This is a genomic window from Pararhizobium sp. DWP3-4 (assembly GCF_049898205.1).
In the GTDB taxonomy this organism is placed as follows: Bacteria; Pseudomonadota; Alphaproteobacteria; order Rhizobiales; family Rhizobiaceae; genus Pararhizobium.
This window is the reverse complement of record NZ_JAFCXF010000011.1, coordinates 124,057-148,901: the sequence shown is the minus strand read 5'-3', so window position 1 is coordinate 148,901 and position 24,845 is coordinate 124,057. Positions and strand designations below refer to the sequence as shown.

Sequence of the window (24,845 nt, the reverse complement as noted above, 5' to 3'; positions counted from 1 at the left end):
AACCCCAGCCACAGCGAGGAACCCCTTAGTGTCAACCCTGTGTTCAAGCACCTTTGCAAATTTGACGTTCAAGCCGTCGGCAGTCGCCCTTGTCGCCTCCTGCAGGAGTTCCCGTAGGTTGACAGACTTTAGGGCGTAGTAGCCGAAGTCTGCGGCGAGCCGCTGCTGACGCAAACGATAAGCCAGTTCCTCGGAAGGGATCTCCTCGTTGGCGGGAACGGGAGGCTCTTCCTGTATTCCGTGAGGTTCAGACACCTTGTCAGCTCGCATCTGGAGGGATCATTGCTGCAGCAACCGCACTGATTTTGTTCGGCAACGCTGAAGTCATCAGACGATCGCCTCTTCACGGTGTTCGTCAGCCTCGATCGTGCGATCGACGAAAGCGTCTTCGTTGCCAATTAGCGGCCGGTTCACCCTGCGGCGGGTGACTTCCACGTCTTCGTCGCGAAGCGATGCGCTCTCGCGGACCGGGGTCTCCGTAACGCACGAACGCACCCGCACACGGCCGTTGTTGACATCACGCTTGCCGACACGAAGTTCGTCTTCGACGACTGGAATGATTTCCTCGTTGTCGGCTTCAATCGTGGCCGAGGGGGCCGTGCCGCCGTTCATGTCGTAGGTCGACGATGCGAACTCCTCGGTCGAACCGGAGCGCGACCAGCCTTCCGATTCCCAGGCCTTGGAGCGTTCATCGATGTCGATGCTGCCTTCGTCATCGAGGATATCGAGCGCGGCGTCGTGCAGATCGAGAGGATAACCGGAAACCGTCAGCAGGTAGCCGCCTCGGCGGATGCCCTCGGCGTACGTCGTGCGGTCATCGTCGGCGAGGAAGAAGTCTCCGAGCATCTCCCAGAACCCCTTGCTCTCGTGTGTCTCGGTCGTCGTCTCTCCGCTTTTGTCCGCGAGAAGCTGGATCGAGGCCCGGGGAATGCCCGCCTCTGCGAGCTTTTCGATAGCCCGGTCCGCTTCGGAATGGTCATCGTAGAAGGCGGTAATCGTGTTCGAATGCGACGGCAGGGTGTTCTGTTCTATGTCGGCCATGGGGTTGTCTCCTGTGATTATTCGTCGATACGCTCGACGATAGCGGTTTGTTTGCGCAACGTGACGGGTATCGAAACCTCCTCCGTCGTCGTTATCTGTCGAATGCGAATTTCCTCGACCAGGACTAGGCGCTTCTCGACGACGACGATTTCTTCGACGACGGGAATTATGGTCGTGTCGCCCTCCACCCGGGACTGGGGGACGAGGGCGATTTCGCGACCGACTGGCACGCGGGTAACTTCGACCCGGACGCCCGCGAGCGTCGCGTGTGTGCCACTTCGTTCACCGAATTGGTGGATGTGGAAACCTTGCCCCGTCGCGTGACGACGCGCTCTTTATCGACGCTGACACTCTTTTCGACGAGCTGTATTCTCGTATTGTCGACGTCCGCCATGTCACCGCCTTTGAGTACTGCTGATGAACCCCGGAGACTTCTGAATGTTCCAAGCGAGGCATTCGTTAACCGACGTCTCCTCCTAACCGGAGCGATCCCGTGATGGGTTAAGCGAAGCGGCAACAGCGAGCAGCTTGTTTCCCGCACATCCTTCCGGCAACTCGACGGCAGTACAAGGCCATGAAACCGTGTTGATCGAGCGACTACCGTCAGGCGATTTCCGTAGCAGCATTTTATGCGCCCAAGTTGGTCTCCTGTGCCATGCCAATGGTGACTGCCTTCAGACCGCAAAAAACCGTCCGATCTCTGGATTTTCATCTGCCCTATACTACGTCACACCCAATAGTATTGGTGCCGTTGAAAGGTCGGCAGAGTAGGAGGGACTATGAACAAGATCGCAAAACCAAGGCCCAAGCGAACCAGTTTACGCCCCACCGCTACTTCCACTCAATGGAGTGAGCTCGCGATGATCTCAGAGATGTCCTGACAAAAAAAGGCCGCATCTGAGGCGGCCTTTTCGAGCAATGATCGAACTCCTCAAACGCCTTGAGGCTTTATAGATGGTACCGATTGCCGACCGCCGTTATGGTATTCATAGTCATCCGGAGGAATGTTGCCATCCGGTGTGAGTTCATCGACTGCCTTGGGCAAATTGCGGCTGAGGCGGCTGAGAATTTCCTCCGGCGACAAACCCGTTCTTGCGGATAGATCGTCAAGGACTTCCGGTCCCAATGCCTCCGATAACTGGCTATCGTCGATCTCGGCGTTTGGTCCTGTTTCGACCCAAGACCTGGCCGTCTCGCCGTGACCGTTTTGCTGGAACTGTTTCAGGAGGTCGCCGAGGCCACCTCCCAGCACGCTTCCCGTGGAAGCACCGCCAAGGAGGCCGCCAAGACCTCCAAGCCCGCCCGATTGCTGGCCAGGAGTACCGTCGCCTTGCGGCTGTTGAAGACCCCGCAGTAGTTCGCCGATCTTGTCCCTGTTCTGGAACCCTGCTACCGCCAGGACTGCAAGTAGTGCCTTTAATGCGCTGCTGGCCATTTCAAGTCCTCCCATTGCGTCAAGGGGATTAACCCTCTGCCTTCTGGTTGACCACTGACGTGGCGATGGCGGTGAGAGCCAGGTCGGTGGCCTGTTCCTCATCAAGCGTCGTTTGAAGAAGACCGGCTGCGTCGTTCAAGCCAAGCTCAAGTGCCCAGGTCCGCAAAGTCCCGTAGCGTGACATTTCGTAGTGTTCGACTGCCTGGGCGGCGGCGAGAAGCCCAGCGTCAAGCGCAGGCGAGCCTTCATACTCTCCCATGATTTCGGCACCTTCGTTGGTGATGCCAAGAATGGCGTCGCAGGTCTTCTCTTCAGGTTCTTCGCCGATGATTCCGAATACCTGTTCAAGTCGTTCGACGTGAAGTTTGGTTTCGGCCAAGTGTTTCATGAAGGCATCCTTGAGCTGAAGGCTCTTTGCCGCTTCGTGCATCTTAGGGAGCGTTTCGACGATCTTGTTTTCGGCGAAATACACATCCTTGAGCGTGTCGAGGAAAAGCTCGTCGAGTGTTTTGACTTCGGCCATAGGAGTTTCCAATCCAAAAAATGGCCACCGGACGATTCCGGTGGCCTGAAGTGTCAGACAGTACCGCGGGTCGCCGTTTCAACGACGATGACACCGCTACGTTTCGTCCCGGTCACGCCGCCGAACCACGATGCAATCGCACCGAGGACCAGGGCAATGAAGCCGAGGATTGCTCCTGCAGAGACCGCAGCGGTCGCCGCCTGGGCGGCGTCAACGGCCTGCTGCTTGGCGGCGGCAATGTTCTCGCGATAAGTCTTTTCGTAGCCGTCGACCTCGGCGCGCGCCTGAGCGACAGGAATGTTTTTCGCCTTCGCGACTGCGTCAGCGGCGCGGACGCGGGCATCTTCGCCTGTTGCCTCGTCACCTGTCACGGCAGCCTGAACAGCGGCAATCGCAGCGTTCTGGAGCGCCTGCGGATCGTTACCATTCGAGTTGCGGATTTGCTGTTCAATGCCAGCCATGGGATTCGCCGAGTTGGCTACCGCCGGAGCGGCTGCCGTGACAGCCGTTGCCGCTGTCTGACCCACGCCACCGACGACGCTTGACAGTCCACTAAAGGCTCCGCCAATCAGAGCGCCGACCGAGGTTGTCAGCAGGTAGAGAACGACAAGCGTCGTAACAGCCCATGAGGTGAGGCCATGGTAACCTCCGGTCGAGTTGCTTGGCCGGCCGGAAAGCCGACTTGCGATGTAGCCGCCGATATAAGCCGACACGAGGCCAGCGACGACAAACCAGACGCCGCCGGCGATGGAAAATGTGCTTGCATCGGGATTGTCCGAGGTTGCTGGATCAAGGACTGCCGCTCCGATCCCGACCCCGAGGAGGTTCAATAGGAACTGCACCGCAAGCGCAACGGCAACACCCGCGAAGATCGAGCCCCAGGAGATTTTGTTGAGAGCCGCGGTTGCGGTTGTGCTTCCATAGGCAGTGTCGTGATTGAGACTCGTTGAGGTGGGTATGGTCATTGTGTGGTTCCTGCTTGTTCGTACCGGTTTCGTGAGTGGTGGTGAAACTCACCGGGGCCGCACAAGTTCCTCTCGCCGACGCAAGGTTTTTGTGACGCGAATGAAAGCAGCCTGTGTTTTCGAACTCAGTAAGTGCTCACAACGAGGCTGCGCCCGCCGTCCAAGCTTTGCGGTGGCCCTTGAGCAGGTTCGCCGCCATTACACGGCTCATGACAATGATGACAGGACGGGCGGTTCTGGCATCCGCAGCGGTGGCGTCGTCCTCCGCCCTTATACCAATTGTTGTCCGCCAGGTCGCCAATCGCGGCCTGCAATTTCATCCACCCAGCGGCGACCGCCCGATCCACGAGCAACAGGAATTCGCCCTCGATGGCTGCCTGGGCTTCAAGCTCCGGGTCTGCCGATCCTGCATTGGGAGCCTTAATCATTTGATTGTTCTCCGGTCATGTAACGTGGAGCCCAAAAAGTGGTGGTCACGACGCTCAATGCATTGGTCTGCGTGGCGAAGCGTCAAAGCATCTGCGAGATTTTTGCGGGCCTGTCGATATTGTTTTCCTGCAGTGTTCATCCACAACGTGAACGAGCTTGACGTGAATGCTATCGTGGCGATTACCGCTCGGATTATCTCCGCAGAAGCACCTTGCTTTATGTGAGCTTCTCAGCGATGGAACTTGGAAATCCCCAAGGCGTTGAAGGCCAGGCGCTGGACGACCTCATGGTGAAATTCGACAGCGGCTACATGCTGAGGGTTCATGAAACGGCCTCGAACATTTTGGTTCCCTAGGATCTGTGGCCCTCGGCCACGTCTATATTCTGGCGACGAATAAGGATGTCTGGAATAGCGTTGCCCAGGAGAATAGGGACGCAATTGGTCGCGCCACCGAAAAGTTCTATGGAACCCTGGCGCAGTTATGGCCAAAAAGCTTCGGCGAGCAACTGAAGGATTTCGCGAAAGCGGGCGCGACTGTACGGCGCCTCAGCACGAGGAGGTGGTGCGATTTGAAATCGCAACGAAGATAAAGACGTTCAGAACACCTGGGGAAAACCAGAGAACGCAGGGTTTAAAAGACGCCGCTGCCATCATCGGGGAGGTTACGTCAATCATGGTAGATTCGTGGGATGACGACGCCGGCGGCGCTACGGAACCGCTGCAACGTCCTTGCTTTACGCGCGCCTATGAAAACATCAGCATGCCATATGACTCGCGTCGCGACGGCACTCGCTAGTTGACTTCGCCGAAGAGAGATTGCATTCGCTCAACGGCGAAGCATCACACATCTGACATGGACCGCACCTTTTGGGCGCTGGCCAATCCCACCCGGTGCGGCGTCCTGCAGCGCCCGATGACGAACCTGGGCTTTCGGTCTTCGAGCTCGCCCGTCCTTTAGGATGCCAATTTTTAAATCATATCGAAGGTAAAACTCCCGGTCTCACATTGCGCTCGTGGTAGAGCATTTTCCAGTGCACGACATCGCGGGTGTTGTTCAAAGCGACCAAAAACCAACCGAGATGGACGGCGCCAACCGACAGCTTGATGGTTGTCACGGTTATACCAGAGAATTGCTGGAGCAGACACCTGGCTTCGTGATCGGGGACTTCAGATCCATCGACCTCGTAGACATAAGTTTCCTCGGCACCTGCCGTCAGGCTGGATAAAACTTCTGTCAATTGTCCATCGCTCACCAGTGCTGGCAGCGTCCGGGTGTCGCCTCCATATGCCTGAACGCGATGATAATCCCAGCCAAACGCCGGAGGCGGGGAATTGGTATCGGTGGATTTGGTGTACTGGCGAAGAGATACCGTTGATGTGCCCTTGGCTATATCGCCGATCATGGTGACTACTTTCATCCACTCCACCACGCGTTCAAACATACGTCAGTCTCCATTGTTCCGATGATGACTGTTTACTCATGAAGCAGGGTTTGGCAACTGGCGATGAAGGCAGAGGTGGCTCGGAATAACTGGACAAGGTCTAATGTACAGCGCGTCGAATCAAATTTCTAGGTTTCGGTCCTGCCGAAGGTCGCGTGCTAACAGTGTTGAAAGTTGCAGCTCTTAAAGGTTTGGCATTTTGCCCAACGGACTGTCAAAGTGTCGTTGGTCGATAAATCGTCTTTGATGCTGCGGATCGCCACATGTTCGAACGGATCATTGGCGACACCGAAAAGACTTTCTATTTCATCGGAATATTTATCGAGACGCGCGGCGATGTCTACGTCCTTTCCACGGAACCAAAGCATGGTATCGCCATGACTACAGTGACCACGAGCTAATGATTTGGGCAAAGCGGACCCGTGCGAGCGGAGCTGAGACGACATTGGTCTATTTCGATAATCGCGACGGCTACTCGATAAAAAACGCAAAGCGACTGGCGCAGCTTTTGAGGGCGTGACCCAACGATAATTTGCATCGGTGGGATAAACGCGGCAGCCAAATGTCTCGCCTATGACGTCCTCCGCCGGACTGTTTTTTTATGCGAGATTGTTACCGAATAATGGCGCCCGACTGGGAAAGCAAATGGCGCGCGGTGAAGAGATCAAGATGACCTCCACCGACGTTCTTGAACATCGTTATTTCTCCGTCACTGGCGCGACCAGAGTGTTTCCCTTGGCAGAGATCGAACAGGTCGGCGACGATCTGTTCGCGGGTTATCAGCCCACGGGAAAGTGGTTCTGCAACGTCGCCTGATCCTTCGCAGCCATTTTGAGTATCAACGAAAATACGGCCCGCGCGCTTGGCGACATCGTCGTCCGCTTCGCGCATCTCGGGCATATAAGCGCCGATCAGATCGACATGGCAGCCGGACTTGAGCAAGGCTCCCTTTACGATGGGTTCCGTCGCCATGGTTACGCAAGACACGATGTCAGCTTGCGCCAGGGCTTCGTTCAGATTCTCGACCGCTGAGATGTCGGCCGGCAGATGTTTCAGCCTTGCCGCAAGGTCGGTCGCTTTCTGCGGATTGCGGTTCCAGATCATCACCCGGCTGATTGATGGACGCACGGAAGTATGTGCCTCGATCACATGCGGCGCGAGACCGCCGGCGCCGATAACGACCAGTACTTCGGCGTCTTTCCGGGCCAGAAGATCGACGGCCAGTGCCGAGTCGGCCGCTGTCTTGCGGAAGGTGAGGGCGGAACCGTCGCAGGTCATCAGCGGCGCGCCCGTTTTGCCGCTGATCAGCGTGACCAGCCCCTGCACGGACGGCTCAGGAACCGGCAATGAAGGATTGTCCGGGAACACCCCAACGAGCTTGACGGCAATCACGTCTCCAGACGCCCAAGCGACTAGAGAGACGAATTTGTTGTCCTCATTGCCGGTGTCGCTCAGAACCTGTACACGGGACTGAGGCATCGTGGCATTGCGGTGGGCATAACGCAGGGCGTCGACGAGGCCGGGATAGTCGAGCAGGAGATGGACAGTATCGGCATTCAGATGCTGCATGGGACACTTTCAAAATTGAATGACAATGCTCAAAGTACGCGGGCCAGAAAAGATTTGGTGCGGGCGTGCTGCGGGTTAGACAGCACCTCTTTGGGCGGGCCTGCCTCAACGATGACGCCGCCGTCCATGAAAATCAGGTGATCGGCGACCTCACGGGCAAAGCTCATCTCATGTGTCACGACGACCATCGTCATGCCTTCCTCCGCGAGCTGGCGCATCACGGCCAGGACCTCACCAACCAGCTCCGGATCGAGTGCCGACGTCGGCTCGTCGAACAGCATCACCGCCGGCCGCATTGCCAGCGAGCGGGCGATTGCCACTCGCTGCTGCTGCCCGCCGGAAAGCTGTTTCGGAAAGTATTGGGCGCGGTCGCCAAGGCCAACCTTGTCGAGCAGCGCCATAGCCTCATCGACGGCTTCAGCTTTTTTGCGGCGCTGAACAATGATGGGGGCTTCGATGACGTTTTCAAGTGCCGTCTTATGCGGGAAGAGATTAAAGCTCTGGAACACCATGCCCATGCGCTGCCGCTGAGCTGCCAATTCGTTGAACGACATCTGGCGCAGGGTGTCGCCATGCCAGCGAATGCCCACCGGGTCACCATCGAGAAAGACGACGCCCGAATCCGGCACTTCGAGGTAGTTCAGACAACGCAACAGGGTGCTTTTGCCGGAGCCGGAGGGGCCGACAATGCAGGTTACGTCGCCGTGCTTGACGCTCATGTCGATGCTGTTGAGCACCCGATGTGTTCCGAAACTTTTGGAGAGGCGCTCAACATTGAGCAGCGGCATGGCGGAATTCATACGGAGACCTCCGTGCGGCGCGGTGCCCAGAACTTGCTGCGGAACAGCGATGACAGCACAAGGCTAAGCTCAAGCGGTTTGCCGTCGTTCAGGCGGTGCTCGATGTAGTGCTCAACAAGGGTCAGGATTGTCGAAAGTACCAGATACCAGATCGTCGCAACAATCAGCAGCGGGATGGTCTGATACGTGCGCGAATAGATCATCTGTGCGGAATAAAGCAGATCCGGAAGAGCGAGTACGCTCACCAGCGAGGTAAATTTCAGCATCGAGATGGTGTCGTTGCCGATCGGGGGGATGACAATCTTCAAAGCCTGCGGCAACACGATGCGCCGCAGCGTCTGAGAGCGGGTCATGCCGAGTGTTGCCGCAGCTTCCGTTTGTCCAGTGTTGACGGCCTGAATGCCGGCGCGGATCATTTCGGCCGCATAGGCACTTTCCGTCAGGGCCAGACCGAGCACGGCTGCGCTGAACGGCGTGATAAGCGAATTCATGCTGGCGGACCAGAGTTCCGGCCCAAACGGAATGCCGATCGACACGGTTGGAATCAGGAGAGCCAGATTATACCAGAAGATCAGCTGGACGAGGGGCGGAACCCCTCGGAAAAACCAGATCCAGGCCCAACTCGCTGTCTGAAAAACGGGATTGCGCGACAATCGCATGATGGCAAGCACCACGCCGATGGCAAGCCCAATGACCATGGCGACGAAGGTGAGCAGCAACGTGCGCCCAAGACCTGCCAGGATTTCCGGGCTGAATATATAGTGTGCCACGACATCCCAATGTAGATTTTCATTGGTGACGAGCAGGCGAATGAACATGATCACCAAGATCAAGAGGGCAGCCCCGCCGATCCACCGGGACGGATGGCGCAGTGGCACCGGTTTCGTCAAGTGAATATCGGGACGTCCCGACGCCGGATTTTTGAGATCGTGAACCATTCGCACCTCTGGCAGAAAATGATCGAAGCCGCAGCGTGCGGCTCCGCGATGCTGAAGCGGACAGATCATCCGCGTTTACTTCGTGACAGGGTTTGCCTTGTTGACGAGCAATGCCTTGTCGAGCATGCCGGAACCATCGACACCCCATTTCGCCATCAGAGCCGTGTAGGTGCCGTCATCGATCATTGCCTGGAGCGCGTCCCTGAGAACTGGCCCAAGCGGATCGTCACGGCGCACGCCGATGCCGTTGAAGACGGCGTTGCTGGTCAGCTTCGATACACCGAAGCGGCCCGTCTGCTTGGCAAGATACTGCAATTTTGCTGAACCGGCAGCGACCATTTCGACACGACCGGACGAAACGGCAAGTTCCGCCGCGTTTTGCGTCGTGAACTGCTGCAAATCTATCGCCTTCGCCCCAGCCTTTACGCAGGTCTCGTCGCTAACCGTTGTCAGGTACTGGAAGTCCCAGGCGCCAGTGAGCACCGCGATGGAATGGCCGCAGAGATCCTTCTCCGACTGAATGTCGAAGCTCTATTCCTTAAGGAAAGCATAGGCCGTTCCTTCCTTGCGCTGTGGTATGAAATCGAGAACCTCGAGCCGTTCCTCGGTAACGCCGAACGAGGAAAAGCCGGCATCAAAACGCTTGCTGGCCAGTCCCGGAATGATCGCATCAAAGCTGGTCGGCGTGAACTTGAATTCTATGCCGAGCTTTTCCGACATGGCCTTGGCCATATCGATGCTCCATCCCTTCAGCTCCCCATTTTCGACGAATTCATCCGGCGGCCAGTCGTTGAACGCGGCCACGTTGACGCCGTTCTTCTGGTATTCTGACGGAACTGCGTCACGCAAGTTCTCATCAACGCCTGCGGCATTGGCAGATGCCGCCATGGCGATGACCAGAACCGTTCCGGCAAGAAGCTTCCCGGCAAGTGCTTTGATTGTCATGTCATTCCCCTTTCTTGTTTTCATTTGCTCCTCCGGTCCGCGCGGGATCAGCGCAATCCCAAAATAGGCGATTGAACCCGTGCACCGATTGTGCGAACGTTCTCACAATAGAAGCATCTGTTTCTCGCATCCGTCAAGTGAGAAAGTTCGCGAATGGCAATTCAGCTGCAAAATCGAACCGAAAGGCCTGTCAAATATGGGCTTGGCGTTGTATCCGGAACGGGGCGACCGCGTCTGTCGTCTTCACTCTCGCCGGGGTCCGGCCGATTTTCAGCACCTAAGATGCTTATGCAGTCGAGTTCCGGGAAAGTGTAATGGCAAATAAGCGTGCTGATAAAGTGACTATCACCGAAGTTGCCAAGCGGGCTGGGGTTAGCACCGCAACGGCAGGCCGCGTTCTGGGCGGTTACGGGTATACAAGCGAGGAGAACAAGGAAAAGGTGCGCCGCAGCGCCGAGGCATTAGGGTATCGTCCCAATCTTCTTGCCCGAAGCTTAATTACCGGCAAGACCAAGACGATCGGCGTCGTCGCGGGCGATATCCAGAGCCCGTTCTATGCCAGCATCTTGCGCGGCATTGCCGACGTTGCCCGGGCACAAGGCTTTGGAGTGTTGCTTACAAATAGCGACGAGCTGCTGGACCGCGAACTGGAGGCCGTGCAGTTGCTGCTCCAGAAACAGATCGACGGGCTGATCGTCGCGCCTTGCGACACATCCGGTTCGCAGCACCTCCACGCCGCGGTGGCCTCGGGTTGCCCGATTGTCCAGATCGACCGACGCGTCAAAGGGCTTTCCGCCGATTCTGTGACGCTCGATAACCGCGGCGCCGCAAGCGAGAGCATCGCGCAATTGTTGGCAGCAGGCCATCGTCGGATCGGCATGGTAGCCGAGCTGGAGCGCTGGGAATTTGGCGACATGGAAAGCTTCATCGATCGCGTCATCGAAGGATCGATTGATCCTGCCAGCCTTTTTCCCAGCTGGCAGCGTCTATTCGGCTATATTGAAGCGCACCGAGCGGCCGGGCTTGCCATTGACCGCAGCCTGATCGGCCGGGTGGGCACCTATTCCGTGAAAGCGGCGAGAACGGCAGCGATGGAACTCCTAACCCGCGCCGACAGGCCGACAGCGCTGTTTACCGCAGACGGGCTGATGTCGGCTGTGGCGATGGATGCGATCACCACGCTCGACCTACAGATTCCAACTGACCTGTCATTGATCTGCTTCGATGACCTCGACTGGATGAGCTTCCTGAAGCCGGGCATCACGGCTATCGCCCAGCCGCTGATGGAAATGGGAGAGGCCGCCGCCCGCCTTATTCTCGCGCGCATCAGTGGGCAAGGCGGCGAAGAACAGCATCAGGTGCTGAAGCACACGCTGGCGCTGCGCGGCTCGGTCATGGAGCCTCAGGCCAAAAGGACCTGAAGCTCCGGCACATCGCCCGACAGTGAGATCGGCGCGCCATAGCCGACGGCGCCGAAATAGCGGCAGGTCTCGGCGGCTGCGGCTGTGGCTTGCGACAACAGAACCGGAGGCGTCTCGCCGGCGACCAGCCCGTAGAGCGTGCGCGCGATGAACGTGTCGCCGGCACCGAGCGTATCGACCACTTCAGCGGGGGCTGCTGGAACCTCGAACAGGCCTTCTGCTCCGAGAAGCATCGCGCCTTCGCTACCGCGTGTCACCAGAACCCATCTGGCCCCACCCTCACGCAGTTCGGCTGCCACGGCGAGTGCCTCATCGCGCGCCAAGTCGCCGCCGGAGACCGATGCCAGGAAACAAAGGGGGGCAATCGCACGGCGATGATCCTGATCGCGGCGGGTCGAGAAATCATAGGACAGCAATGTCTGTGCCGCCGCCGCACCAACATGCGCGTCCAGCCCGCTCGATTGCCCGATATGCACGGCTGCAAAATCCTTGAGAAACGCGATATCATCATCGACCGGTGAGAACATCGACACGCCGAGATCCGCGCGCACGAAGACGCGGTCGGCATCGCGATGGCCGATGACGCAATAGGCAGTGGGTCCACTAAGTATGCGCAGCCGCGTCAGTTCCACGCCCTCATTGAGTAGTGCTGTCTCTATGACCTTGCCGGCTGCGTCCTGGCCGATGGCCCCGATATAGGCTGAGCGTCCGCCAAAACGCCGGATGAACACGGAAACGTTGAGGCAGTTTCCACCGGGAAACATCGTGCCTTTTGAGATGTAGCAGTCAACGACATTGTCTCCCATCGCAGCAATTTTGATCATCTGTAGTCTTTCCGATTGACAAGTTGTGAGAACGTTCGCACATTGGAGAAAAGCTGTCAACGGACGACGAAGTTGCTTGGCAGCGGGATATCATTCACAGCGCCTTGACAGCGCAAAGACCCTAAGAGGACACCATGAAGACTGCCGTTAATCCAGATATCGCCAAGGCGCTCGAGGTGCTGGCAAAAAAGCCTGTATCCCAAGTCTTTCTCGTCGCCTGCGGTGGTTCGCTCTCGATCATGCATCCCGGAAAGTATTTTCTCGATCGCCATTCCAGAACCATCACGTCGGATGTCTACAACGGCGATGAATTCGTGTGCCGCGACCCGATGAAGCTGGATGACCATGCCGTCGTCATCTTGTGCTCGCAGACGGGAACAACCCACGAGACTGCGCGCGCCGCTAAACACGCCAAGGCAAAGGGAGCAACTGTGATCGCGATGACGCTCGATCCCGCGTCGCCGCTCGCCGATGCGGCGGATTTCGTGCTGCAATACCAGGCGTCCTACACGACAGGCGTAGCCATCGATGCCGCCGACAGCAATTACGGCGTGCTCTACATGTTGCTTGCCGGCCTAGTAAAGATTGCCGACGGAACCGACCATCGGCCGTCTCTGCTAAAGAGCCTCGGCAACCTCCAGCCTGCCATCGAGAAAGCGCATGTTCAGTATGCCGATCTGTTCACGACCTTCGCAGAGCGTTTCAAGGATCGCGATGTGATCTATACGACAGCGAGCGGCGCGAACTATGGGGCCGCCTATTCCTTCGCAATCTGCGTCTTGATGGAAATGCAATGGATCAATTCGCAGGCGATCCATGCCAACGAATTTTTCCACGGACCGTTCGAAGTCGTCGACAAGAATGCCTGCTTCATTACGATGGTCGGCCTTGACGAGACACGCCGTTTGGAAGAGCGCGCGCGCGATTTCCTCTATCGCTTCGGAGATAAAGACAACATCCTGGTGCTAGACGCCAAGGATTTGGATCTCGCGGGTATCGCCGAACAATTCCAGGGTTATCTCGTGCCCCTAATCTTCTTCGACGCGCTCTGGAAGTTCGCCTACAAGCTAGCGGCGCACCGAAACCAGACCATGCTGGAAGCTCGCCGCTATATGAAGAAGATCAACGACTACTGATCGCATAATCCGGCAGGCGTACTGTCTGCCGGATGTCTCCCAAGTGCTGATCCAGCGGCCTGCCTTTTCAGTCCGAGGATGGCTCCGTTCGGCTGCTCCCGGCGAGCTTGTTTGAAGGTGGCCCAACGGAGCCGCGTTCGATGATCGATGTTGGTAATACCAGCCGTTCGGGTGATCGCGTTTCGCCCTTCAGGCGGCGAATCAGCAGTTCCGCGACACTTTTGCCAAGCTCATAGACCGGCTGATCGACGACGGTGATCGGTGGACTGGTGACGCTCGTCCAATCGGCGTCGTGGAAGGTGATCAGCGAAATATCTTCAGGCATGCTCAGGCCAAGCGCTTGGATGACTTTGACGATCTCCAACCCAATAAGGCTGTCGGAGGCGAGGATGGCCGTCGGCCGGTCGGGCGGCGAGAGCAGCCTTGTCGCGATCCGGCGCGTCTCCTCGGGGCTGGTCGCGCCGAGCCGGACATGGCGGTTCGGATCGGTGATGCCCGTATCGTGGCAGACTGCGAGAAAGCCCTCGATACGCTCGCGCACCGTTGAAGTGTAGATCTGCGTCAGATCGCGAAATTCATGTCCCTCCGCATCGACGGCGGTGACATAGGCGATATTGCGATGACCAGCATCGACGAGAATCCGGGTAGCACGCATGGCGACGTCGCGGTCGTCGACTGTGACCGTATCGACATCCAGATCGGGCAGGGCGCGGTCGAGCAGGGCGAGCGGCCTGCCCGAGCGATGGATGTCGCGTAGGTGCGATACATCGCGCGATTCCGATGGTGTAACAATGAGCCCATCGACGCGCTTGCCGATCAGCAGCCGGACCGCTGCTTTTTCTACTTCGATCTGTTCGCTGGAATTGGCAAGGATGACGTTGAACCCAGCGGCGCGTGCCGCGTCGCTGATGCCGCGCACAGCAAGGCTGAAGAAGGGATTTTCAATATCGCCGACCACGACGCCGATGATGCCGGACTTGCCGGTCGTCATGCTGCGGGCGAGCTCATTTGGCCGGTAGTCCAGGGCTTTGGCCGCCGCCAAGACGTCTTCATGCACCTTGTCGCTGACGGTGCCGTAGCCGCCGAGTACGCGTGCTGCCGTCGCCTTCGAGACATTTGCCTGTCTGGCTACATCGCTGACGGTCACGGAACGGGATTTGGTGGTTGTTTTTTTCATCTTGGCAAGGACTACAAGAGTTGTTGACGGAAGGTCAATGTCACGATAACAATTATCACTGAGACCGGTCTCAAGCAATATGAGACCGGTCTCTTTTGGAAGAATAAAGCTTGGAACGATGCGGCTACCGACTTTGTCCGTCCTGCTGCCGCCGCCGCTGGGGCGTCTCTACAGGGCTTTGGAAATTCGCCGTTTTCCCTTGAATACCGAAAAAGAACAATCTTTCAGAGTGGAGAGAAGACATGAGCAAGATAGGAATTCTCAAGTTGTTGATGTCGCCGGTCCGGAACGGTGCAATGGCTCTTTTGATTACATGCGCAGGCTTCAGTGCCCAGGCCGTAGCCGCCGATGACAACCCCTATGGGCTGATCGACGCCAAGGTCATCAGCGTTGGCACGATGGGTGATGCCAAGCCCTATGCGTTCACGCAGGCCGATGGGACGTTTACAGGCTTCGACATCGAGTTTTTCCTGAACGTCGCGGGCCGCCTCGGCTTTAAGCCGGAACAGGTGATCTTTACAGGTCAGGAATTCTCGGCGCTGATGCCGTCCGTTGCCAACGAACGTTTCGACGTCGCCGTCGCCGCCATCGGCACGACGGAAGCGCGCAAGAAGACGGTCGATTTCTCCGATGGGTATCTTGCCGGTTATCTTTCGGTGTTGACTGCCGATAAGGCGATCCCCGATGCGGCCGGCCTCAAAGGAAAGCGTCTCGGTGTCGTGCAGGGTACGCTGCAGGAAATCTATGCTGCGAAGAACTTTACCGGCTCGGATCTCGTCAAGTTTCCCGATAACAACTCGGCTGTCTCGGGCCTGAACAACGGCACCGTCGATGCGCATTTCCTCGATTATGAGGCCGCAAAGGAATATAGTGTTCGTTACCCGGATCTGAAAATCGCGGTGAACATTCCGTCCTTCGACGCTCCCGCGGGCTTTGTCCTGCGCAAAGGCAACGATAAGCTGCGTGGAGCGCTGAACACCGCGCTACATGCCGCCATGCAGGATGGCACCTGGAAGACGCTTTACGAAAAATGGTTCCCGGGTTCGCCGATGCCGGATGACTATCTCCCCAAGAAGTGACCGCAACGGCCGCCGGCGATCTTTGCCGGTGGCCGAACGACACGCTGAAATGCCGCAGAACGAATGGCAGCTAGCGCAAATCGAAAAGGGGACAGAATGAACTGGCTTGAAAACCTGCGCCGCAGCTTCCTCGACTGGCAGGCAATGGCAGATGTCCTGCCGAGCATGATCACTATCGGCTTAAAGAACACGCTAATCCTGGCAGCTGCTTCCACGGTTCTGGGCGTACTTCTCGGCATGGTGCTGGCCGTCATGAGCATTTCGCCATCGCGCTGGCTGCGTATTCCAGCGCGGATCTATACGGACATCTTTCGCGGCCTGCCGGCCATTGTCACAATTCTGTTGATCGGGCAGGGGTTCGCTCGCGTGGGTCGCGAGATCTTCGGGCCGTCGCCTTATCCGCTTGGTATCCTGGCACTCAGCCTGATTGCCGGAGCCTATATCGGCGAGATCTTCCGATCCGGCATTCAAAGCGTCGAGCGCGGTCAGATGGAAGCCTGCCGGGCGCTAAGCATGAGCTACGGGCAGGGCATGCGCCTGATCATCATCCCGCAAGGCATCCGGCGCGTGCTGCCGGCGCTGGTCAACCAGTTCATCGGCAACGTCAAGGATTCGAGCCTTGTGTATTTCCTCGGCCTTCTGGCTTCCGAGCGCGAAATTTTCCGCGTTGGCCAGGATCAGGCCGTCGTGACCGGCAATCTTTCGCCGCTTCTTCTCGCTGGCGTGTTCTATCTCGTCATTACCGTGCCTTTGACCCATGTGGTCAACTACATCGACAACACATTGAGGCTGGGCAAACACAGGGCAAGCACGGTGACCAGCGGCCTAGCCGAGGTGAGCGAACTCGCCGGCGGTACACCTTCGGTGGCCGAAGCGCCGGCAGAGTTGGGCTTCAAGGGCGGCAGCCTGGCAATCAGAAAGCTCGACATGGCCTATGGCGAGCTTCAGGTGCTCAAGGGTGTCGATCTGACGGTCGAGCCGGGCACCGTCACCTGCGTCATAGGCCCGTCAGGCTCCGGAAAATCGACACTGCTACGCTGCCTCAACAGGCTGGTGGAACCCAAGGGTGGAGACGTGCTGCTCGACGGCGACAGCATCCTGGCAATGAGGCCGGAAAAACTGCGCCGCAGGGTCGGCATGGTGTTCCAGCATTTCAATTTGTTCCCGGATCACACGGCGCTCGAAAACGTCATGCTGTCGCTGACCAAGATCAAGGGCATGGCGAAGCAGGAGGCTGAGCGGATTGCAGAAGCGCGGCTCGCCGATGTCGGGCTAGCCGCCCGCGCTCATCATCGTCCGGGCGGGCTTTCCGGCGGCCAGCAGCAGCGCGTGGCGATCGCCCGGGCGCTTGCGATGGATCCGGAAGTCATCCTGTTCGACGAGGTGACGAGCGCGCTCGATCCGGAACTGGTGAAGGGCGTCCTAAACCTCATGGCGGACCTTGGTCGGCGCGGCATGACAATGGTGATTGTTACGCATGAGATGGGCTTTGCCCGTAAGGTCGCCGATCAGGTGGTCTTCATGGATGAAGGGCGCGTTATAGAGGCCGGTACGCCTGCCGCCATCTTCGATCATCCGCAAAGCGACCGGTTGAAACACTTCCTCGCCGAGGTGCTGTAGCCAGCGCCTTCTTCTGCTCGTTGCACTCATGGAGCTGGCATTGTCAGCCCCGTCAGACATACAAAACTTCCATCCAGTGAAAGATTCTATCATGGCATCATCTTCTTCCGTCTCAACGGTCGTCGTCGTCGGTGGCGGCATCTTCGGGGTTTCCACCGCCGTCCATCTTGCGCGGCGCGGCATCGCGACCATGCTTGTCAACGACGGTCCGCTAGCTGGCGGCGCGTCGGGACGTTCGCTCGCCTGGCTCAACAGTTCCCGCAAGCGCTCGCCGGAATATCAGCAGTTGCGCATGGTCGGCATCGATCGCTACCGGACGCTGTCTGTGAAATATCCGGATGCCGACTGGCTTCGGTTCGATGGCGGCCTGACCTGGGATGCCGATGATGCGTCCAACGAGATCGCTGCCGTTTTCGCCCATGAACAGGATCTCGGTTACGACGCGCTGCATCTATCCGCCGACAAGATTGCTTCAGTCACGCCGGGGATTGATGCAAGCACGGTCACGCCACAGGGTGCGATCTTCAATCCCGGCGAAGGCTGGGTCGACCTCCCTTCGCTGATTAAGATTCTTGTTGCGGAGTTCACCTTGCGTGGAGGAAAGGTCGTCACCGATGCCGGCCGCGCCGCGGTCACGATCGAGGATGGCCGTGCAACTGGAGTAGAAACAACCAGCGGTCGACGTTTCGACGCCGATGCGGTTCTTTTGGCAACCGGAGGCGCCGTGCCGGCCATGGTTGCCGAAAGCGGACAGCATATCGCCGACGCAACCCCGATTGCGTTGCTTGTTCATACCAAGCCCGTTCACCTGCCGCTGAAGGCCGTGCTGAACACCCCCCGCGTTGCGATCCGCCCGACGCCGGATGGCGCATTGGCACTCGATTCCGCTTGGTCGGAAGAAGAGGTCGTCGTCAAAGCGGACGGGACCTACGAGATCAAGGATTCGACGATACAGGGACTACTCGCGGAAGCCTCAAAAATCCTTGAAGGCAATCCCAAGCTCGAATTTTCAAGCTATGGCGTCGGCCCGAAACCTATCCCCGGTGACGGCGAACCGGTGTTTGGCGCGTTGGAGGGTATCAAGGGCTACTACGTGGCTTTTAGTCACAGCGGGGCAACTCTTGGTCTCATTGCCGGTGAACTTCTTGCGGGTGAAATCGCCAATGGCACGGCGCATCCATTGCTCGCCCGGTTCCGCCCGGACCGCTTTTCCTGAGGACAAGGGATGGCCGGGTCAACTTCGAGAGGCAGCCTTACGGCTGGGTCGTCATCGCCGAGGACGAGGCGCCCATGGCTGCGCCCCTCGCGTCCTTGGTCCTAGATCAGATTTGCTAAGGGGACGATCACCAGTCTGTGGCGCGCAGCTCGGCCATAAGACGCGGTCCAAGCTGCTGGCCGTGACACCGCATAAATTCAATCAGGCGGCGCGCATCTGTTTGACGGTTTGCGCGGGTTGGCTGTTACCCAGTTGGAACTGCGAAATCAGCTCGTGGAATTGCGGCTTTCGTCGGCAAGCGTTGCACTTGCCGCATTGGTTTCCTCGACCATCGCCGCATTTTGTTGTGTCACTTGATCCATCTGGTTCACTGCCGTATTCACCTCCGCCAACCCAAGCGACTGCTCACGCGAGACGTCGCAATGGCGTCCATATGCTGGTTGATAGTGACCACATACTTCTCGATGGTTTTCAGGGCGTCGCCGGTCTCGCGAACGAGTTTTACTCGGCCAGTTCCTTGTTGGCGGCGAGCGATGAGCGGAAGGATGAAATGTGCTCGGTCAAGTCGGGTTTGACGTCCTTGAAGTCGATATCGGCGGTTGGATCTTGCGCAAGCATCGCCGAAAGTACGTCCGCGCGGAGGGCATCGTGCATCATATCCGCCTGCATCGGATTGGGCTGGGTATTGCTTGGAACGCCGAGGATCCTACGACGTCCCGCAACGACATTGTCGATATCGCGATCACTCGCCCGGCAAGTGCGCTAGCCCCAATGATTGGCCACTATGGACAACTCCATCCGATGAACCGGATATTGGTGTTTCACCGAGCGTCTCTCGAGGACGCAAATAACATATGTACCACGAGGTATTTTAAGCCTTGAGGAACTTCCTGTTGAGCAATCAGTTGCTGGCCACATATTGGATCACCGGAGGCAACAAAATGACCAAGGCCACGCTCTTGATTATCGCGCTAGCTGCCCTGTTTCTTGGGGGGCTCGCTTACCAGTTCATTCTTCATCCAAACCCCTACACAGGTAAGTCCCCGATTGATGAAAATGCTGTGACTGATCACGCCCCGTAGTTCGGAGGCCGGCATGACAACAAGCGCGAAAATCGCGATTGCGGTGGCTGCCGTTACTGTCACTGCAATACTGCTTGAGCCTTTTTGGCCTATAATTAGAGCAATCCAGTAACGGCTTTCTCAGCCGATTCCGATGAAGCCGCGCATTGGTTCCGGGATGATTTCGCCCCTTGCGGCTGGGGTCCTGCTGGTCTTGATCGCCGTCAGTCGTACCGCTTCGATCCGCAGGGGGGCGATCGGCGTTCTGCCCTCCGGCATGCTGAACGACGGAGCCACTGGCCTAGCGGACCTTAAGCGGTCCGGTGGCGTCACCATCGTTCCGAGCCTCGCTAAACGCTGCCGAGAGCGAAATACTATGCAGGGCCCGGCTTGGCAAGCGACTTGATTGCCGCGCATCCAGGTGAAGCCCGGATCCTGTCCTACCGTATCCTCTCCTATGAACGGGAAGACGATGGCTTCAAACCTGTGGATGCCTATCCCCGGCTGTCGCTTGCCTGTATTTCTACGCACGACCACCAGACTTTGGCCGGCAGGTGGCGAAGCGCCGATAGCAAGGCGCGCGCGGAACATGGGATTGTTCCTGCTGGTGTGAGTGAGACGCACATCGAAGCACGCCAACACGAAGGCGTCCTGAAACTCGCGCAGGAGAGAGGCGCCCCCCCTAGTACCACCGACAGCTATCCCAATTGGAAGCCTAAGCTAACTGTATCGATTGAAGACTTGGAAGATTTGTTGCTAGTCCGCGAAATCTCTGAAGCAATGAGGCATGAGCGATCCGGGGGGGTGTGACACGCCACTTTGAAATGCGCCGTGCGTCGATTGTCAAACCGTTGTCGCGCCGGGACGTTGGCCCGAACTTATCGCAGACGCCGCCCGAACGGACATGAATATAGCCCCGCTTCAGGATTTTGACCGAAGTCTTCCGACATGCCGTTTGACTGCAGGCTGCCGACCGGTGTGAAGCAGGGCGCCGGTTGGCGAAAGCAAGCTTAACTGTGGCCTCAATCGCCGTTGATGACTGTCCAGAGCTGATAACGGGCGCGGTTTACACGACTTTTTATCGTGCCAATGGCGCATCCACACTTTCGGGCGGCGTCTTCGTAACTGAGGCAATCGATGAATATTAGCTCGATTGCCAACCTGTGGTCCGGAGAAAGAGTCGAAAGAGCCACCTCCAGCTCGCGGCCACGAAGTCTCCATTCCTGAACAGCGGGAACGCCGAGATGTAAAGCCGCATCATCAGCAAGACCAACATGCTCTCGTTTGTTGAGGCCGAACTTGGTGCAGAAGGTATTGCGCATGATTGTGAACAGCCAGGATCGCAACTGTGTTCCGCCCCGGAACCTATGTGCGTTGGAAATGCCTTTTACCAAGGTTTCCTGCACGAGGTCGTCGATGTCGCTCGGCGAAGAGTGAAACCGTCGCGCAAAGTTCCGCAAAGAGGGAACATGCTCAAGGAGTTCGCTTTCTGAAAAGCCTGTCAGCAGGTCCTGTTGCATTTGGGTCCTCTCTCCTTGATCATTCCCAACCTCCCAGAGGCGATAACGTTCCGCCGGTCCTCACGAACATCGCGATGAAAGGCGGGAGCTAAGCCCCACTGGCGGTCGCAGCCGAGCAATTGAATAGAGGGAGTGCCGCAATGAACAAATCGCGCATTCTTGGGTTAACTCTCAAGCGAGGTGGTTTGGCCGGCGAGCATTTTCCAGATGACGAAGGCCGGGCAAGCAACGCCCAGCCTTCGAACATTCAGAACGCGCGCGCAGATAGATCAAAGGTTACCCCCGCTTGAGTTTTCTCCACCCTTTTTACCGGCTTCCGAGGAACGTTCCGGATCGTTTTTGAAATTGCCACCGGAGGCTTTGCCGCCTTCGCTTGCAATTTCCTTCTGCTTGTCCTCATCCATCGACGCAAAGCCGCGCTTGGACGTGTCGCCGCCGGACTGATTTCCACCCTGATTTGCCATTGTATTTCTCCTCTTCGGGGTTGATTCCCCGTTCACCCAACCCTTGAATTCCCGAAGAGTTTCATGTTCGTACTGAAGCGTACGCTCGGTCTAGCTTCGCTCGACATCGTCCCACAACGGGTGCGGCGCAAACGTGTTCTGTCGAAGGATGTCGGGTTTGAGTCACCGCACGCGCTGGGATAAGACTGGTATCGGCGATGCGTCACGACGTTGTATCTATAAGCCGCCTCCATCGCCTGAAGTGGCATGAACGCGCCCTCAGGTGCGCTGAGGTCGGGCACATGGCGCCGTCGTCCGTTCTACTGGGATGCGGGAATGACCGATTGAGTATCAACTTTCCTTGGAAGGTCTATCCTGGTGAGTATTATCCCATTCGAGAGCTATGCTGCCCTGCTCCGCCTTGTAAAAATATTGAGAACACACCAGCCACCCCTTTAACGGTCGAAGCAGTAGTAGCGATCCCATCAAGGTCAGTGGAACGGTGACGAAAACATGCATCCGTAGGCGTGGTTCATATGCAAACTGGAACCACAAAGCGAAAGCCAAGGCCGGGACTGCGACGATGGTCATCGCGAAGAAAGCCGGTCCGTCAGCGGGGTCCGCGAAGGAATAATCCAGCCCGCAAGCGTCGCATCTCGGGGCAAGCTTCAACAAACCGACGAACAGAAGTCCCCGTTGGCATCGGGGGCAGAGATCTCTGATCCCAGTAAGGGCCGGATTTGACGGTGTTTGGCTATTCTCCGGCATAAAATCCTGCTGAGTTGGTGGCGCCGCTATCAAGCGAACCATGGTCAAAGAAAGAGGTTCCCGTCAGATGGATAGTAAGGGATCAGCACCATGGCGGCCAAGTTTCGTCTGTCGTCCCTGATCGCGGCCGGATTGATGTTGAGGATTGTTTCAGCGCGGGCTGCCGCCGATCGACGTTCCTGCCCTTTATGCAACCGAATGTCAGATTGTGTTCATAGCCGCTACGTTAACGCCAGCGCGGCGTTCTTCGACGTCTTGCGCAAATCCATACGAATGGGTGCTACGACGATCAACCCTGCGCTACTCACTTGCGCTGAACGATGGCCGCCCTGCTGTTAGCGCTGCCGGGGTGCGCCGCATCAACTCGATCCGTTAGTCCTGCGGTTCGACCGCAGATCGCCACGATTGATTCCGCCCTACTACAGAGGTGCGACCTTCCAGTCGATCTCGGCACGAATGCGTTGGCACAGGCGCAGCTTGAAAAACTCTGGATTTCCGACCGTAAACGCCTGTTGACCTGTTATCGCCGCCATCTGGCGCTGCGTGACGTGGTTGTGGCGCGCTGTAGGCCTGAGAGGTGATCCATGAGCGGCGCGATTACGTGGGAGCAGATCCTATTCTTCTTTGGTCTGCTGAGCCTTGTTGCTGGCGTCTGGTGGCGCGTGGAAGGTGAGATCGAAAAGGGCAAATCAGAGGCTTCGACGGTCGTAGCGGCGGCCTCGGCTCTGTCTGCGTTGAATCGGCTGGCCGAACACAGGCTTATTGCGCAGAGACCTATATTACCAAGGCCGGCATGCGCGAAAGCACCAAATGATCATGGAAGCGCTACAGGGCGTCAAGCGGCCGTCGACCACATGGCGCTACGCGTGGACCGCGTTGTCGAGAACCTGGCCAGCAAGCCAAGGCCACGCGCAGTTTAGCGAATCATGATATTCTGCCGCCGAAAGTGGCGGACCATTAGCCCGCTTGCCTGACCGGCGAGTGGGCTTGTTGATTGGTCGCGATCACAGCAATATCGTCGCCATAAAAAGTCCGACTACTACAATATAGGCGAGGATGGTTCCCAAAAATCGGGCCATTCCCACGTTAGTGTCAGTATGTCCCAACCAGGCGAACCACCAGTTAGGTCCCTGATCACCGTCAGACATTTCATATCCTCCCGATCGCTAGGCTTCAACGTGAGCAGTTGTCACCTCTTGGCTGCGAATAAAGGCATTTCGCTCGCCATTGTCCGCCTCGTTCTCGTCAGGATGAAGCTGGTGTGCGTACATAATCCGCAGATTTTTCAGGACTTCCTCCATGGCGCCGATCGTTTCCATAGTGCCCCACCCGTTGGTCGTTGCACGATCAATTATGACCTGCAGAGATCCGTCAACCTCTTCCTGACAGAGTAGATGTCGGTCCTCGTGGGTGACCGGAAGTTTAGGGGTATTGATCATCGTGGTTCCTCCTATCGCGGGGAACCATGGCGAACTCCAATTGTTCCATGGAGGCGCTAAAGCGCTCACCTCGTGGCCGTTGGTTTTTACTTTGGTCATGCAATCGCCTCCCGCAATGCGAGCGCAGCAATCGAATTCTTGATTGCGTTCACCAGGATTTTGGGCTGGCACGGTTTACTCACCCACACTCCACGAATGAAAATCGGATCGATTTCGTCCTGGGTAGACCCAGAGCAGACAATAAATGGGATGGAATCTTGGTGGAGACGCGATGCCACCCCAGTGCAGGATCCATCTTTCAGACAGATGTCCAGGATCGCTGCATCAGGGGAATGATCTGCGAGCCAAGCCGACGCCTCCGAGCAGGAATAACAAATGTGGGTCGTAAAACCCGCGTTTTTAAGTATTTGTTCGAAGTCCATCGCGATCATCGGCTTATCCTCAACAATCAGGATAAGATTAGCATTGGCTTCATTAATATTTAATCGCTCGTGATGAGGCATGGCTCTGCTCCAATAGGGTGGGCAAGAGCAGATTGTCTCTTAAACAGTCACAGCCGAGAAAGGGATGTAGTGGGACCGGTATGGTCAATAATACACCACAACCACTCAAGAGACTAATTGAATCCCCACGTTTCAAATGGGCCACTGCGGTGCTGATGACCCCGCAAAAGCGGGGCGAAGTTGACCTTGTGCCGAGGAGGGGCACCGGCGAATACGGAACTAAGGTATGGCTGCTTTGTTCCGACGAATACGTCGGTTGGAAGCAAAAACGATCTTGAAGGATTTCTCAGGGCAGATAAAATCTCCCGATGTTCTGGAAGAAAAAGCCCAAGGCCGTAAAAGTTCTGCGATCAAGCATTGTGATGATTTCGGAGACGCCGGACTTGGGCATGCTGACGATCCAGACGGATCGAAATCAGGTTCGCCTGATAATGGACGAAGCGAATGCTCGGCAGCTCACGGAAGAGTGCCTAAACCTTCTGGGCTACCCAGCATCGATGAATTAGGGTCAGCACCACATCTTCGTTCAATCTAAAACTTCTGCGAAGCC

Annotated in this window: 29 protein-coding genes and 2 pseudogenes; 10 read left to right on the top strand and 21 right to left on the bottom strand. The window is 57.3% G+C overall.

Annotated elements, in window-relative coordinates:
- The 7 genes and pseudogenes from ACP7E6_RS24315 to ACP7E6_RS24285 all read right to left on the bottom strand — a co-directional run.
- Window positions 1–270: pseudogene (locus tag ACP7E6_RS24315) on the bottom strand (histidine kinase); the annotation flags it as partial.
- Between the two features lie 57 nt (window positions 271–327).
- Window positions 328–1,041 (bottom strand): YsnF/AvaK domain-containing protein, encoded by a 714-nt coding sequence (locus ACP7E6_RS24310; protein ID WP_426232254.1) that lies wholly within the window; start codon window positions 1,039–1,041, stop codon window positions 328–330.
- A gap of 17 nt (window positions 1,042–1,058) precedes the next feature.
- Window positions 1,059–1,271, bottom strand: a complete 213-nt coding sequence (locus ACP7E6_RS24305) for a DUF2382 domain-containing protein (RefSeq protein ID WP_426232253.1) — start codon at window positions 1,269–1,271, stop codon at window positions 1,059–1,061.
- Window positions 1,272–1,972: 701 nt separating this feature from the next.
- Window positions 1,973–2,476, bottom strand: coding sequence for a YidB family protein (locus ACP7E6_RS24300; RefSeq protein ID WP_426232252.1), 504 nt, complete (start codon window positions 2,474–2,476; stop codon window positions 1,973–1,975).
- Between the two features lie 28 nt (window positions 2,477–2,504).
- The gene (locus ACP7E6_RS24295; RefSeq protein ID WP_426232251.1) at window positions 2,505–2,999 is read right to left on the bottom strand and encodes a ferritin-like domain-containing protein; all 495 of its coding nucleotides are present in this window, start codon (window positions 2,997–2,999) and stop codon (window positions 2,505–2,507) included.
- Window positions 3,000–3,052: 53 nt separating this feature from the next.
- Window positions 3,053–3,964 carry a PhnA-like protein gene (locus ACP7E6_RS24290; protein ID WP_426232250.1) on the bottom strand — a complete coding sequence of 304 codons (912 nt, stop codon included), beginning with the start codon at window positions 3,962–3,964 and terminating at the stop codon, window positions 3,053–3,055.
- Between the two features lie 1,404 nt (window positions 3,965–5,368).
- Window positions 5,369–5,836, bottom strand: coding sequence for a hypothetical protein (locus ACP7E6_RS24285; protein WP_426232249.1), 468 nt, complete (start codon window positions 5,834–5,836; stop codon window positions 5,369–5,371).
- A gap of 316 nt (window positions 5,837–6,152) precedes the next feature.
- On the opposite strand from ACP7E6_RS24285, the gene ACP7E6_RS24280 reads away from it, so the two are divergent.
- The gene (locus ACP7E6_RS24280) at window positions 6,153–6,356 is read left to right on the top strand and encodes a DUF72 domain-containing protein (RefSeq protein WP_426232269.1); all 204 of its coding nucleotides are present in this window, start codon (window positions 6,153–6,155) and stop codon (window positions 6,354–6,356) included.
- A 92-nt stretch (window positions 6,357–6,448) separates the two neighbouring features.
- Here the strand turns inward: ACP7E6_RS24280 and ACP7E6_RS24275 are convergent, their stop codons facing one another.
- From ACP7E6_RS24275 to ACP7E6_RS24255, 5 genes are all read right to left on the bottom strand, one after another.
- Window positions 6,449–7,405 carry an ornithine cyclodeaminase family protein gene (locus ACP7E6_RS24275; RefSeq protein WP_426232248.1) on the bottom strand — a complete coding sequence of 319 codons (957 nt, stop codon included), beginning with the start codon at window positions 7,403–7,405 and terminating at the stop codon, window positions 6,449–6,451.
- A gap of 29 nt (window positions 7,406–7,434) precedes the next feature.
- Window positions 7,435–8,205 carry an amino acid ABC transporter ATP-binding protein gene (locus ACP7E6_RS24270; RefSeq protein ID WP_426232247.1) on the bottom strand — a complete coding sequence of 257 codons (771 nt, stop codon included), beginning with the start codon at window positions 8,203–8,205 and terminating at the stop codon, window positions 7,435–7,437.
- Window positions 8,202–9,143 carry an amino acid ABC transporter permease gene (locus ACP7E6_RS24265; RefSeq protein ID WP_426232246.1) on the bottom strand — a complete coding sequence of 314 codons (942 nt, stop codon included), beginning with the start codon at window positions 9,141–9,143 and terminating at the stop codon, window positions 8,202–8,204. The genes ACP7E6_RS24270 and ACP7E6_RS24265 overlap by 4 nt, the downstream gene beginning before the upstream one ends.
- Window positions 9,144–9,218: 75 nt before the next feature.
- Window positions 9,219–9,542: a hypothetical protein gene (locus ACP7E6_RS24260; RefSeq protein WP_426232245.1), complete on the bottom strand. Its 324-nt coding sequence runs from the start codon at window positions 9,540–9,542 to the stop codon at window positions 9,219–9,221.
- Window positions 9,543–9,674: 132 nt separating this feature from the next.
- Window positions 9,675–10,088: a transporter substrate-binding domain-containing protein gene (locus ACP7E6_RS24255; protein ID WP_426232244.1), complete on the bottom strand. Its 414-nt coding sequence runs from the start codon at window positions 10,086–10,088 to the stop codon at window positions 9,675–9,677.
- A 314-nt stretch (window positions 10,089–10,402) separates the two neighbouring features.
- On the opposite strand from ACP7E6_RS24255, the gene ACP7E6_RS24250 reads away from it, so the two are divergent.
- Window positions 10,403–11,509 (top strand): LacI family DNA-binding transcriptional regulator, encoded by a 1,107-nt coding sequence (locus tag ACP7E6_RS24250; protein WP_426232243.1) that lies wholly within the window; start codon window positions 10,403–10,405, stop codon window positions 11,507–11,509.
- Here the strand turns inward: ACP7E6_RS24250 and ACP7E6_RS24245 are convergent.
- Window positions 11,491–12,333 carry a PfkB family carbohydrate kinase gene (locus tag ACP7E6_RS24245; RefSeq protein ID WP_426232242.1) on the bottom strand — a complete coding sequence of 281 codons (843 nt, stop codon included), beginning with the start codon at window positions 12,331–12,333 and terminating at the stop codon, window positions 11,491–11,493. The genes ACP7E6_RS24250 and ACP7E6_RS24245 overlap by 19 nt on opposite strands.
- Before the next feature lie 134 nt (window positions 12,334–12,467).
- Between ACP7E6_RS24245 and ACP7E6_RS24240 the strand changes: the two genes are divergently transcribed.
- Entirely contained in the window at window positions 12,468–13,469 is a 1,002-nt protein-coding gene (locus ACP7E6_RS24240) for an SIS domain-containing protein (RefSeq protein ID WP_426232241.1), read from the top strand.
- Between the two features lie 67 nt (window positions 13,470–13,536).
- Here ACP7E6_RS24240 and ACP7E6_RS24235 read toward each other — a convergent pair whose 3' ends face one another.
- Window positions 13,537–14,646, bottom strand: coding sequence for a LacI family DNA-binding transcriptional regulator (locus ACP7E6_RS24235; protein WP_426232240.1), 1,110 nt, complete (start codon window positions 14,644–14,646; stop codon window positions 13,537–13,539).
- Window positions 14,647–14,888: 242 nt separating this feature from the next.
- Here ACP7E6_RS24235 and ACP7E6_RS24230 point away from each other — a divergent pair, with 242 nt between their 5' ends.
- The 3 genes from ACP7E6_RS24230 to ACP7E6_RS24220 all read left to right on the top strand — a co-directional run bounded on the left by ACP7E6_RS24230 (window position 14,889) and on the right by ACP7E6_RS24220 (window position 18,561).
- Window positions 14,889–15,725: an ABC transporter substrate-binding protein gene (locus ACP7E6_RS24230; protein ID WP_426232239.1), complete on the top strand. Its 837-nt coding sequence runs from the start codon at window positions 14,889–14,891 to the stop codon at window positions 15,723–15,725.
- Between the two features lie 96 nt (window positions 15,726–15,821).
- Complete coding sequence (locus ACP7E6_RS24225; protein ID WP_426232238.1) at window positions 15,822–17,345, top strand: amino acid ABC transporter permease/ATP-binding protein; 1,524 nt, start codon at window positions 15,822–15,824, stop codon at window positions 17,343–17,345.
- A gap of 91 nt (window positions 17,346–17,436) precedes the next feature.
- Window positions 17,437–18,561, top strand: a complete 1,125-nt coding sequence (locus tag ACP7E6_RS24220) for an NAD(P)/FAD-dependent oxidoreductase (RefSeq protein WP_426232237.1) — start codon at window positions 17,437–17,439, stop codon at window positions 18,559–18,561.
- 201 nt (window positions 18,562–18,762) lie between these two features.
- On the opposite strand, the pseudogene ACP7E6_RS24215 reads toward ACP7E6_RS24220, so the two are convergent.
- Window positions 18,763–19,066: pseudogene (locus tag ACP7E6_RS24215) on the bottom strand (methyl-accepting chemotaxis protein); the annotation flags it as partial.
- The gene (locus ACP7E6_RS24210; protein WP_426232236.1) at window positions 19,063–19,215 is read right to left on the bottom strand and encodes a hypothetical protein; all 153 of its coding nucleotides are present in this window, start codon (window positions 19,213–19,215) and stop codon (window positions 19,063–19,065) included. The pseudogene ACP7E6_RS24215 and the gene ACP7E6_RS24210, both read right to left, overlap by 4 nt.
- Before the next feature lie 239 nt (window positions 19,216–19,454).
- On the opposite strand from ACP7E6_RS24210, the gene ACP7E6_RS24205 reads away from it, so the two are divergent.
- The 3 genes from ACP7E6_RS24205 to ACP7E6_RS24195 all read left to right on the top strand — a co-directional run bounded on the left by ACP7E6_RS24205 (window position 19,455) and on the right by ACP7E6_RS24195 (window position 20,432).
- A complete protein-coding gene (locus ACP7E6_RS24205) occupies window positions 19,455–19,643 on the top strand; it encodes a hypothetical protein (RefSeq protein WP_426232235.1) in 189 nt (62 codons plus the stop codon).
- A 133-nt stretch (window positions 19,644–19,776) separates the two neighbouring features.
- Window positions 19,777–20,028, top strand: coding sequence for a chemotaxis protein CheB (locus ACP7E6_RS24200; protein ID WP_426232234.1), 252 nt, complete (start codon window positions 19,777–19,779; stop codon window positions 20,026–20,028).
- Complete coding sequence (locus ACP7E6_RS24195; RefSeq protein WP_426232233.1) at window positions 20,013–20,432, top strand: 4-alpha-glucanotransferase; 420 nt, start codon at window positions 20,013–20,015, stop codon at window positions 20,430–20,432. Before ACP7E6_RS24200 ends, ACP7E6_RS24195 begins: the two co-directional genes overlap by 16 nt.
- 212 nt (window positions 20,433–20,644) lie before the next feature.
- On the opposite strand, the gene ACP7E6_RS24190 is transcribed toward ACP7E6_RS24195, so the two are convergent.
- From ACP7E6_RS24190 to ACP7E6_RS24170, 5 genes are all read right to left on the bottom strand, one after another.
- Entirely contained in the window at window positions 20,645–21,142 is a 498-nt protein-coding gene (locus ACP7E6_RS24190; protein WP_426232232.1) for a sigma-70 family RNA polymerase sigma factor, read from the bottom strand.
- Window positions 21,143–21,411: 269 nt separating this feature from the next.
- A complete protein-coding gene (locus ACP7E6_RS24185) occupies window positions 21,412–21,606 on the bottom strand; it encodes a general stress protein (RefSeq protein WP_426232231.1) in 195 nt (64 codons plus the stop codon).
- Between the two features lie 330 nt (window positions 21,607–21,936).
- Window positions 21,937–22,353: a DUF983 domain-containing protein gene (locus ACP7E6_RS24180; protein ID WP_426232268.1), complete on the bottom strand. Its 417-nt coding sequence runs from the start codon at window positions 22,351–22,353 to the stop codon at window positions 21,937–21,939.
- 1,166 nt (window positions 22,354–23,519) lie between these two features.
- The gene (locus ACP7E6_RS24175) at window positions 23,520–23,891 is read right to left on the bottom strand and encodes a hypothetical protein (RefSeq protein ID WP_426232230.1); all 372 of its coding nucleotides are present in this window, start codon (window positions 23,889–23,891) and stop codon (window positions 23,520–23,522) included.
- A complete protein-coding gene (locus ACP7E6_RS24170; RefSeq protein WP_426232229.1) occupies window positions 23,888–24,295 on the bottom strand; it encodes a response regulator in 408 nt (135 codons plus the stop codon). Before ACP7E6_RS24170 ends, ACP7E6_RS24175 begins: the two co-directional genes overlap by 4 nt.
- A gap of 226 nt (window positions 24,296–24,521) precedes the next feature.
- On the opposite strand from ACP7E6_RS24170, the gene ACP7E6_RS24165 reads away from it, so the two are divergent.
- Window positions 24,522–24,830 (top strand): hypothetical protein, encoded by a 309-nt coding sequence (locus tag ACP7E6_RS24165; protein ID WP_426232228.1) that lies wholly within the window; start codon window positions 24,522–24,524, stop codon window positions 24,828–24,830.
- The last annotated feature ends 15 nt before the right edge of the window (window positions 24,831–24,845 follow it).

Coding starts and splice junctions, on each gene's coding strand:
- ACP7E6_RS24220 (WP_426232237.1), top strand. CDS start 17,437: ATGGCATCATCTTCTTCCGTCTCAACGGTCGTCGTCGTCGGTGGCGGC.
- ACP7E6_RS24240 (WP_426232241.1), top strand. CDS start 12,468: ATGAAGACTGCCGTTAATCCAGATATCGCCAAGGCGCTCGAGGTGCTG.
- ACP7E6_RS24255 (WP_426232244.1), bottom strand. CDS start 10,088: ATGACAATCAAAGCACTTGCCGGGAAGCTTCTTGCCGGAACGGTTCTG.
- ACP7E6_RS24230 (WP_426232239.1), top strand. CDS start 14,889: ATGAGCAAGATAGGAATTCTCAAGTTGTTGATGTCGCCGGTCCGGAAC.
- ACP7E6_RS24170 (WP_426232229.1), bottom strand. CDS start 24,295: ATGCCTCATCACGAGCGATTAAATATTAATGAAGCCAATGCTAATCTT.
- ACP7E6_RS24165 (WP_426232228.1), top strand. CDS start 24,522: ATGGCTGCTTTGTTCCGACGAATACGTCGGTTGGAAGCAAAAACGATC.
- ACP7E6_RS24310 (WP_426232254.1), bottom strand. CDS start 1,041: ATGGCCGACATAGAACAGAACACCCTGCCGTCGCATTCGAACACGATT.
- ACP7E6_RS24290 (WP_426232250.1), bottom strand. CDS start 3,964: ATGACCATACCCACCTCAACGAGTCTCAATCACGACACTGCCTATGGA.
- ACP7E6_RS24175 (WP_426232230.1), bottom strand. CDS start 23,891: ATGACCAAAGTAAAAACCAACGGCCACGAGGTGAGCGCTTTAGCGCCT.
- ACP7E6_RS24185 (WP_426232231.1), bottom strand. CDS start 21,606: ATGGCAAATCAGGGTGGAAATCAGTCCGGCGGCGACACGTCCAAGCGC.
- ACP7E6_RS24210 (WP_426232236.1), bottom strand. CDS start 19,215: ATGCACGATGCCCTCCGCGCGGACGTACTTTCGGCGATGCTTGCGCAA.
- ACP7E6_RS24250 (WP_426232243.1), top strand. CDS start 10,403: ATGGCAAATAAGCGTGCTGATAAAGTGACTATCACCGAAGTTGCCAAG.
- ACP7E6_RS24265 (WP_426232246.1), bottom strand. CDS start 9,143: ATGGTTCACGATCTCAAAAATCCGGCGTCGGGACGTCCCGATATTCAC.
- ACP7E6_RS24300 (WP_426232252.1), bottom strand. CDS start 2,476: ATGGCCAGCAGCGCATTAAAGGCACTACTTGCAGTCCTGGCGGTAGCA.
- ACP7E6_RS24200 (WP_426232234.1), top strand. CDS start 19,777: ATGAAGCCGCGCATTGGTTCCGGGATGATTTCGCCCCTTGCGGCTGGG.
- ACP7E6_RS24270 (WP_426232247.1), bottom strand. CDS start 8,205: ATGAATTCCGCCATGCCGCTGCTCAATGTTGAGCGCCTCTCCAAAAGT.
- ACP7E6_RS24190 (WP_426232232.1), bottom strand. CDS start 21,142: ATGCAACAGGACCTGCTGACAGGCTTTTCAGAAAGCGAACTCCTTGAG.
- ACP7E6_RS24235 (WP_426232240.1), bottom strand. CDS start 14,646: ATGAAAAAAACAACCACCAAATCCCGTTCCGTGACCGTCAGCGATGTA.
- ACP7E6_RS24275 (WP_426232248.1), bottom strand. CDS start 7,405: ATGCAGCATCTGAATGCCGATACTGTCCATCTCCTGCTCGACTATCCC.
- ACP7E6_RS24285 (WP_426232249.1), bottom strand. CDS start 5,836: ATGTTTGAACGCGTGGTGGAGTGGATGAAAGTAGTCACCATGATCGGC.
- ACP7E6_RS24225 (WP_426232238.1), top strand. CDS start 15,822: ATGAACTGGCTTGAAAACCTGCGCCGCAGCTTCCTCGACTGGCAGGCA.
- ACP7E6_RS24245 (WP_426232242.1), bottom strand. CDS start 12,333: ATGATCAAAATTGCTGCGATGGGAGACAATGTCGTTGACTGCTACATC.
- ACP7E6_RS24295 (WP_426232251.1), bottom strand. CDS start 2,999: ATGGCCGAAGTCAAAACACTCGACGAGCTTTTCCTCGACACGCTCAAG.
- ACP7E6_RS24180 (WP_426232268.1), bottom strand. CDS start 22,353: ATGCCGGAGAATAGCCAAACACCGTCAAATCCGGCCCTTACTGGGATC.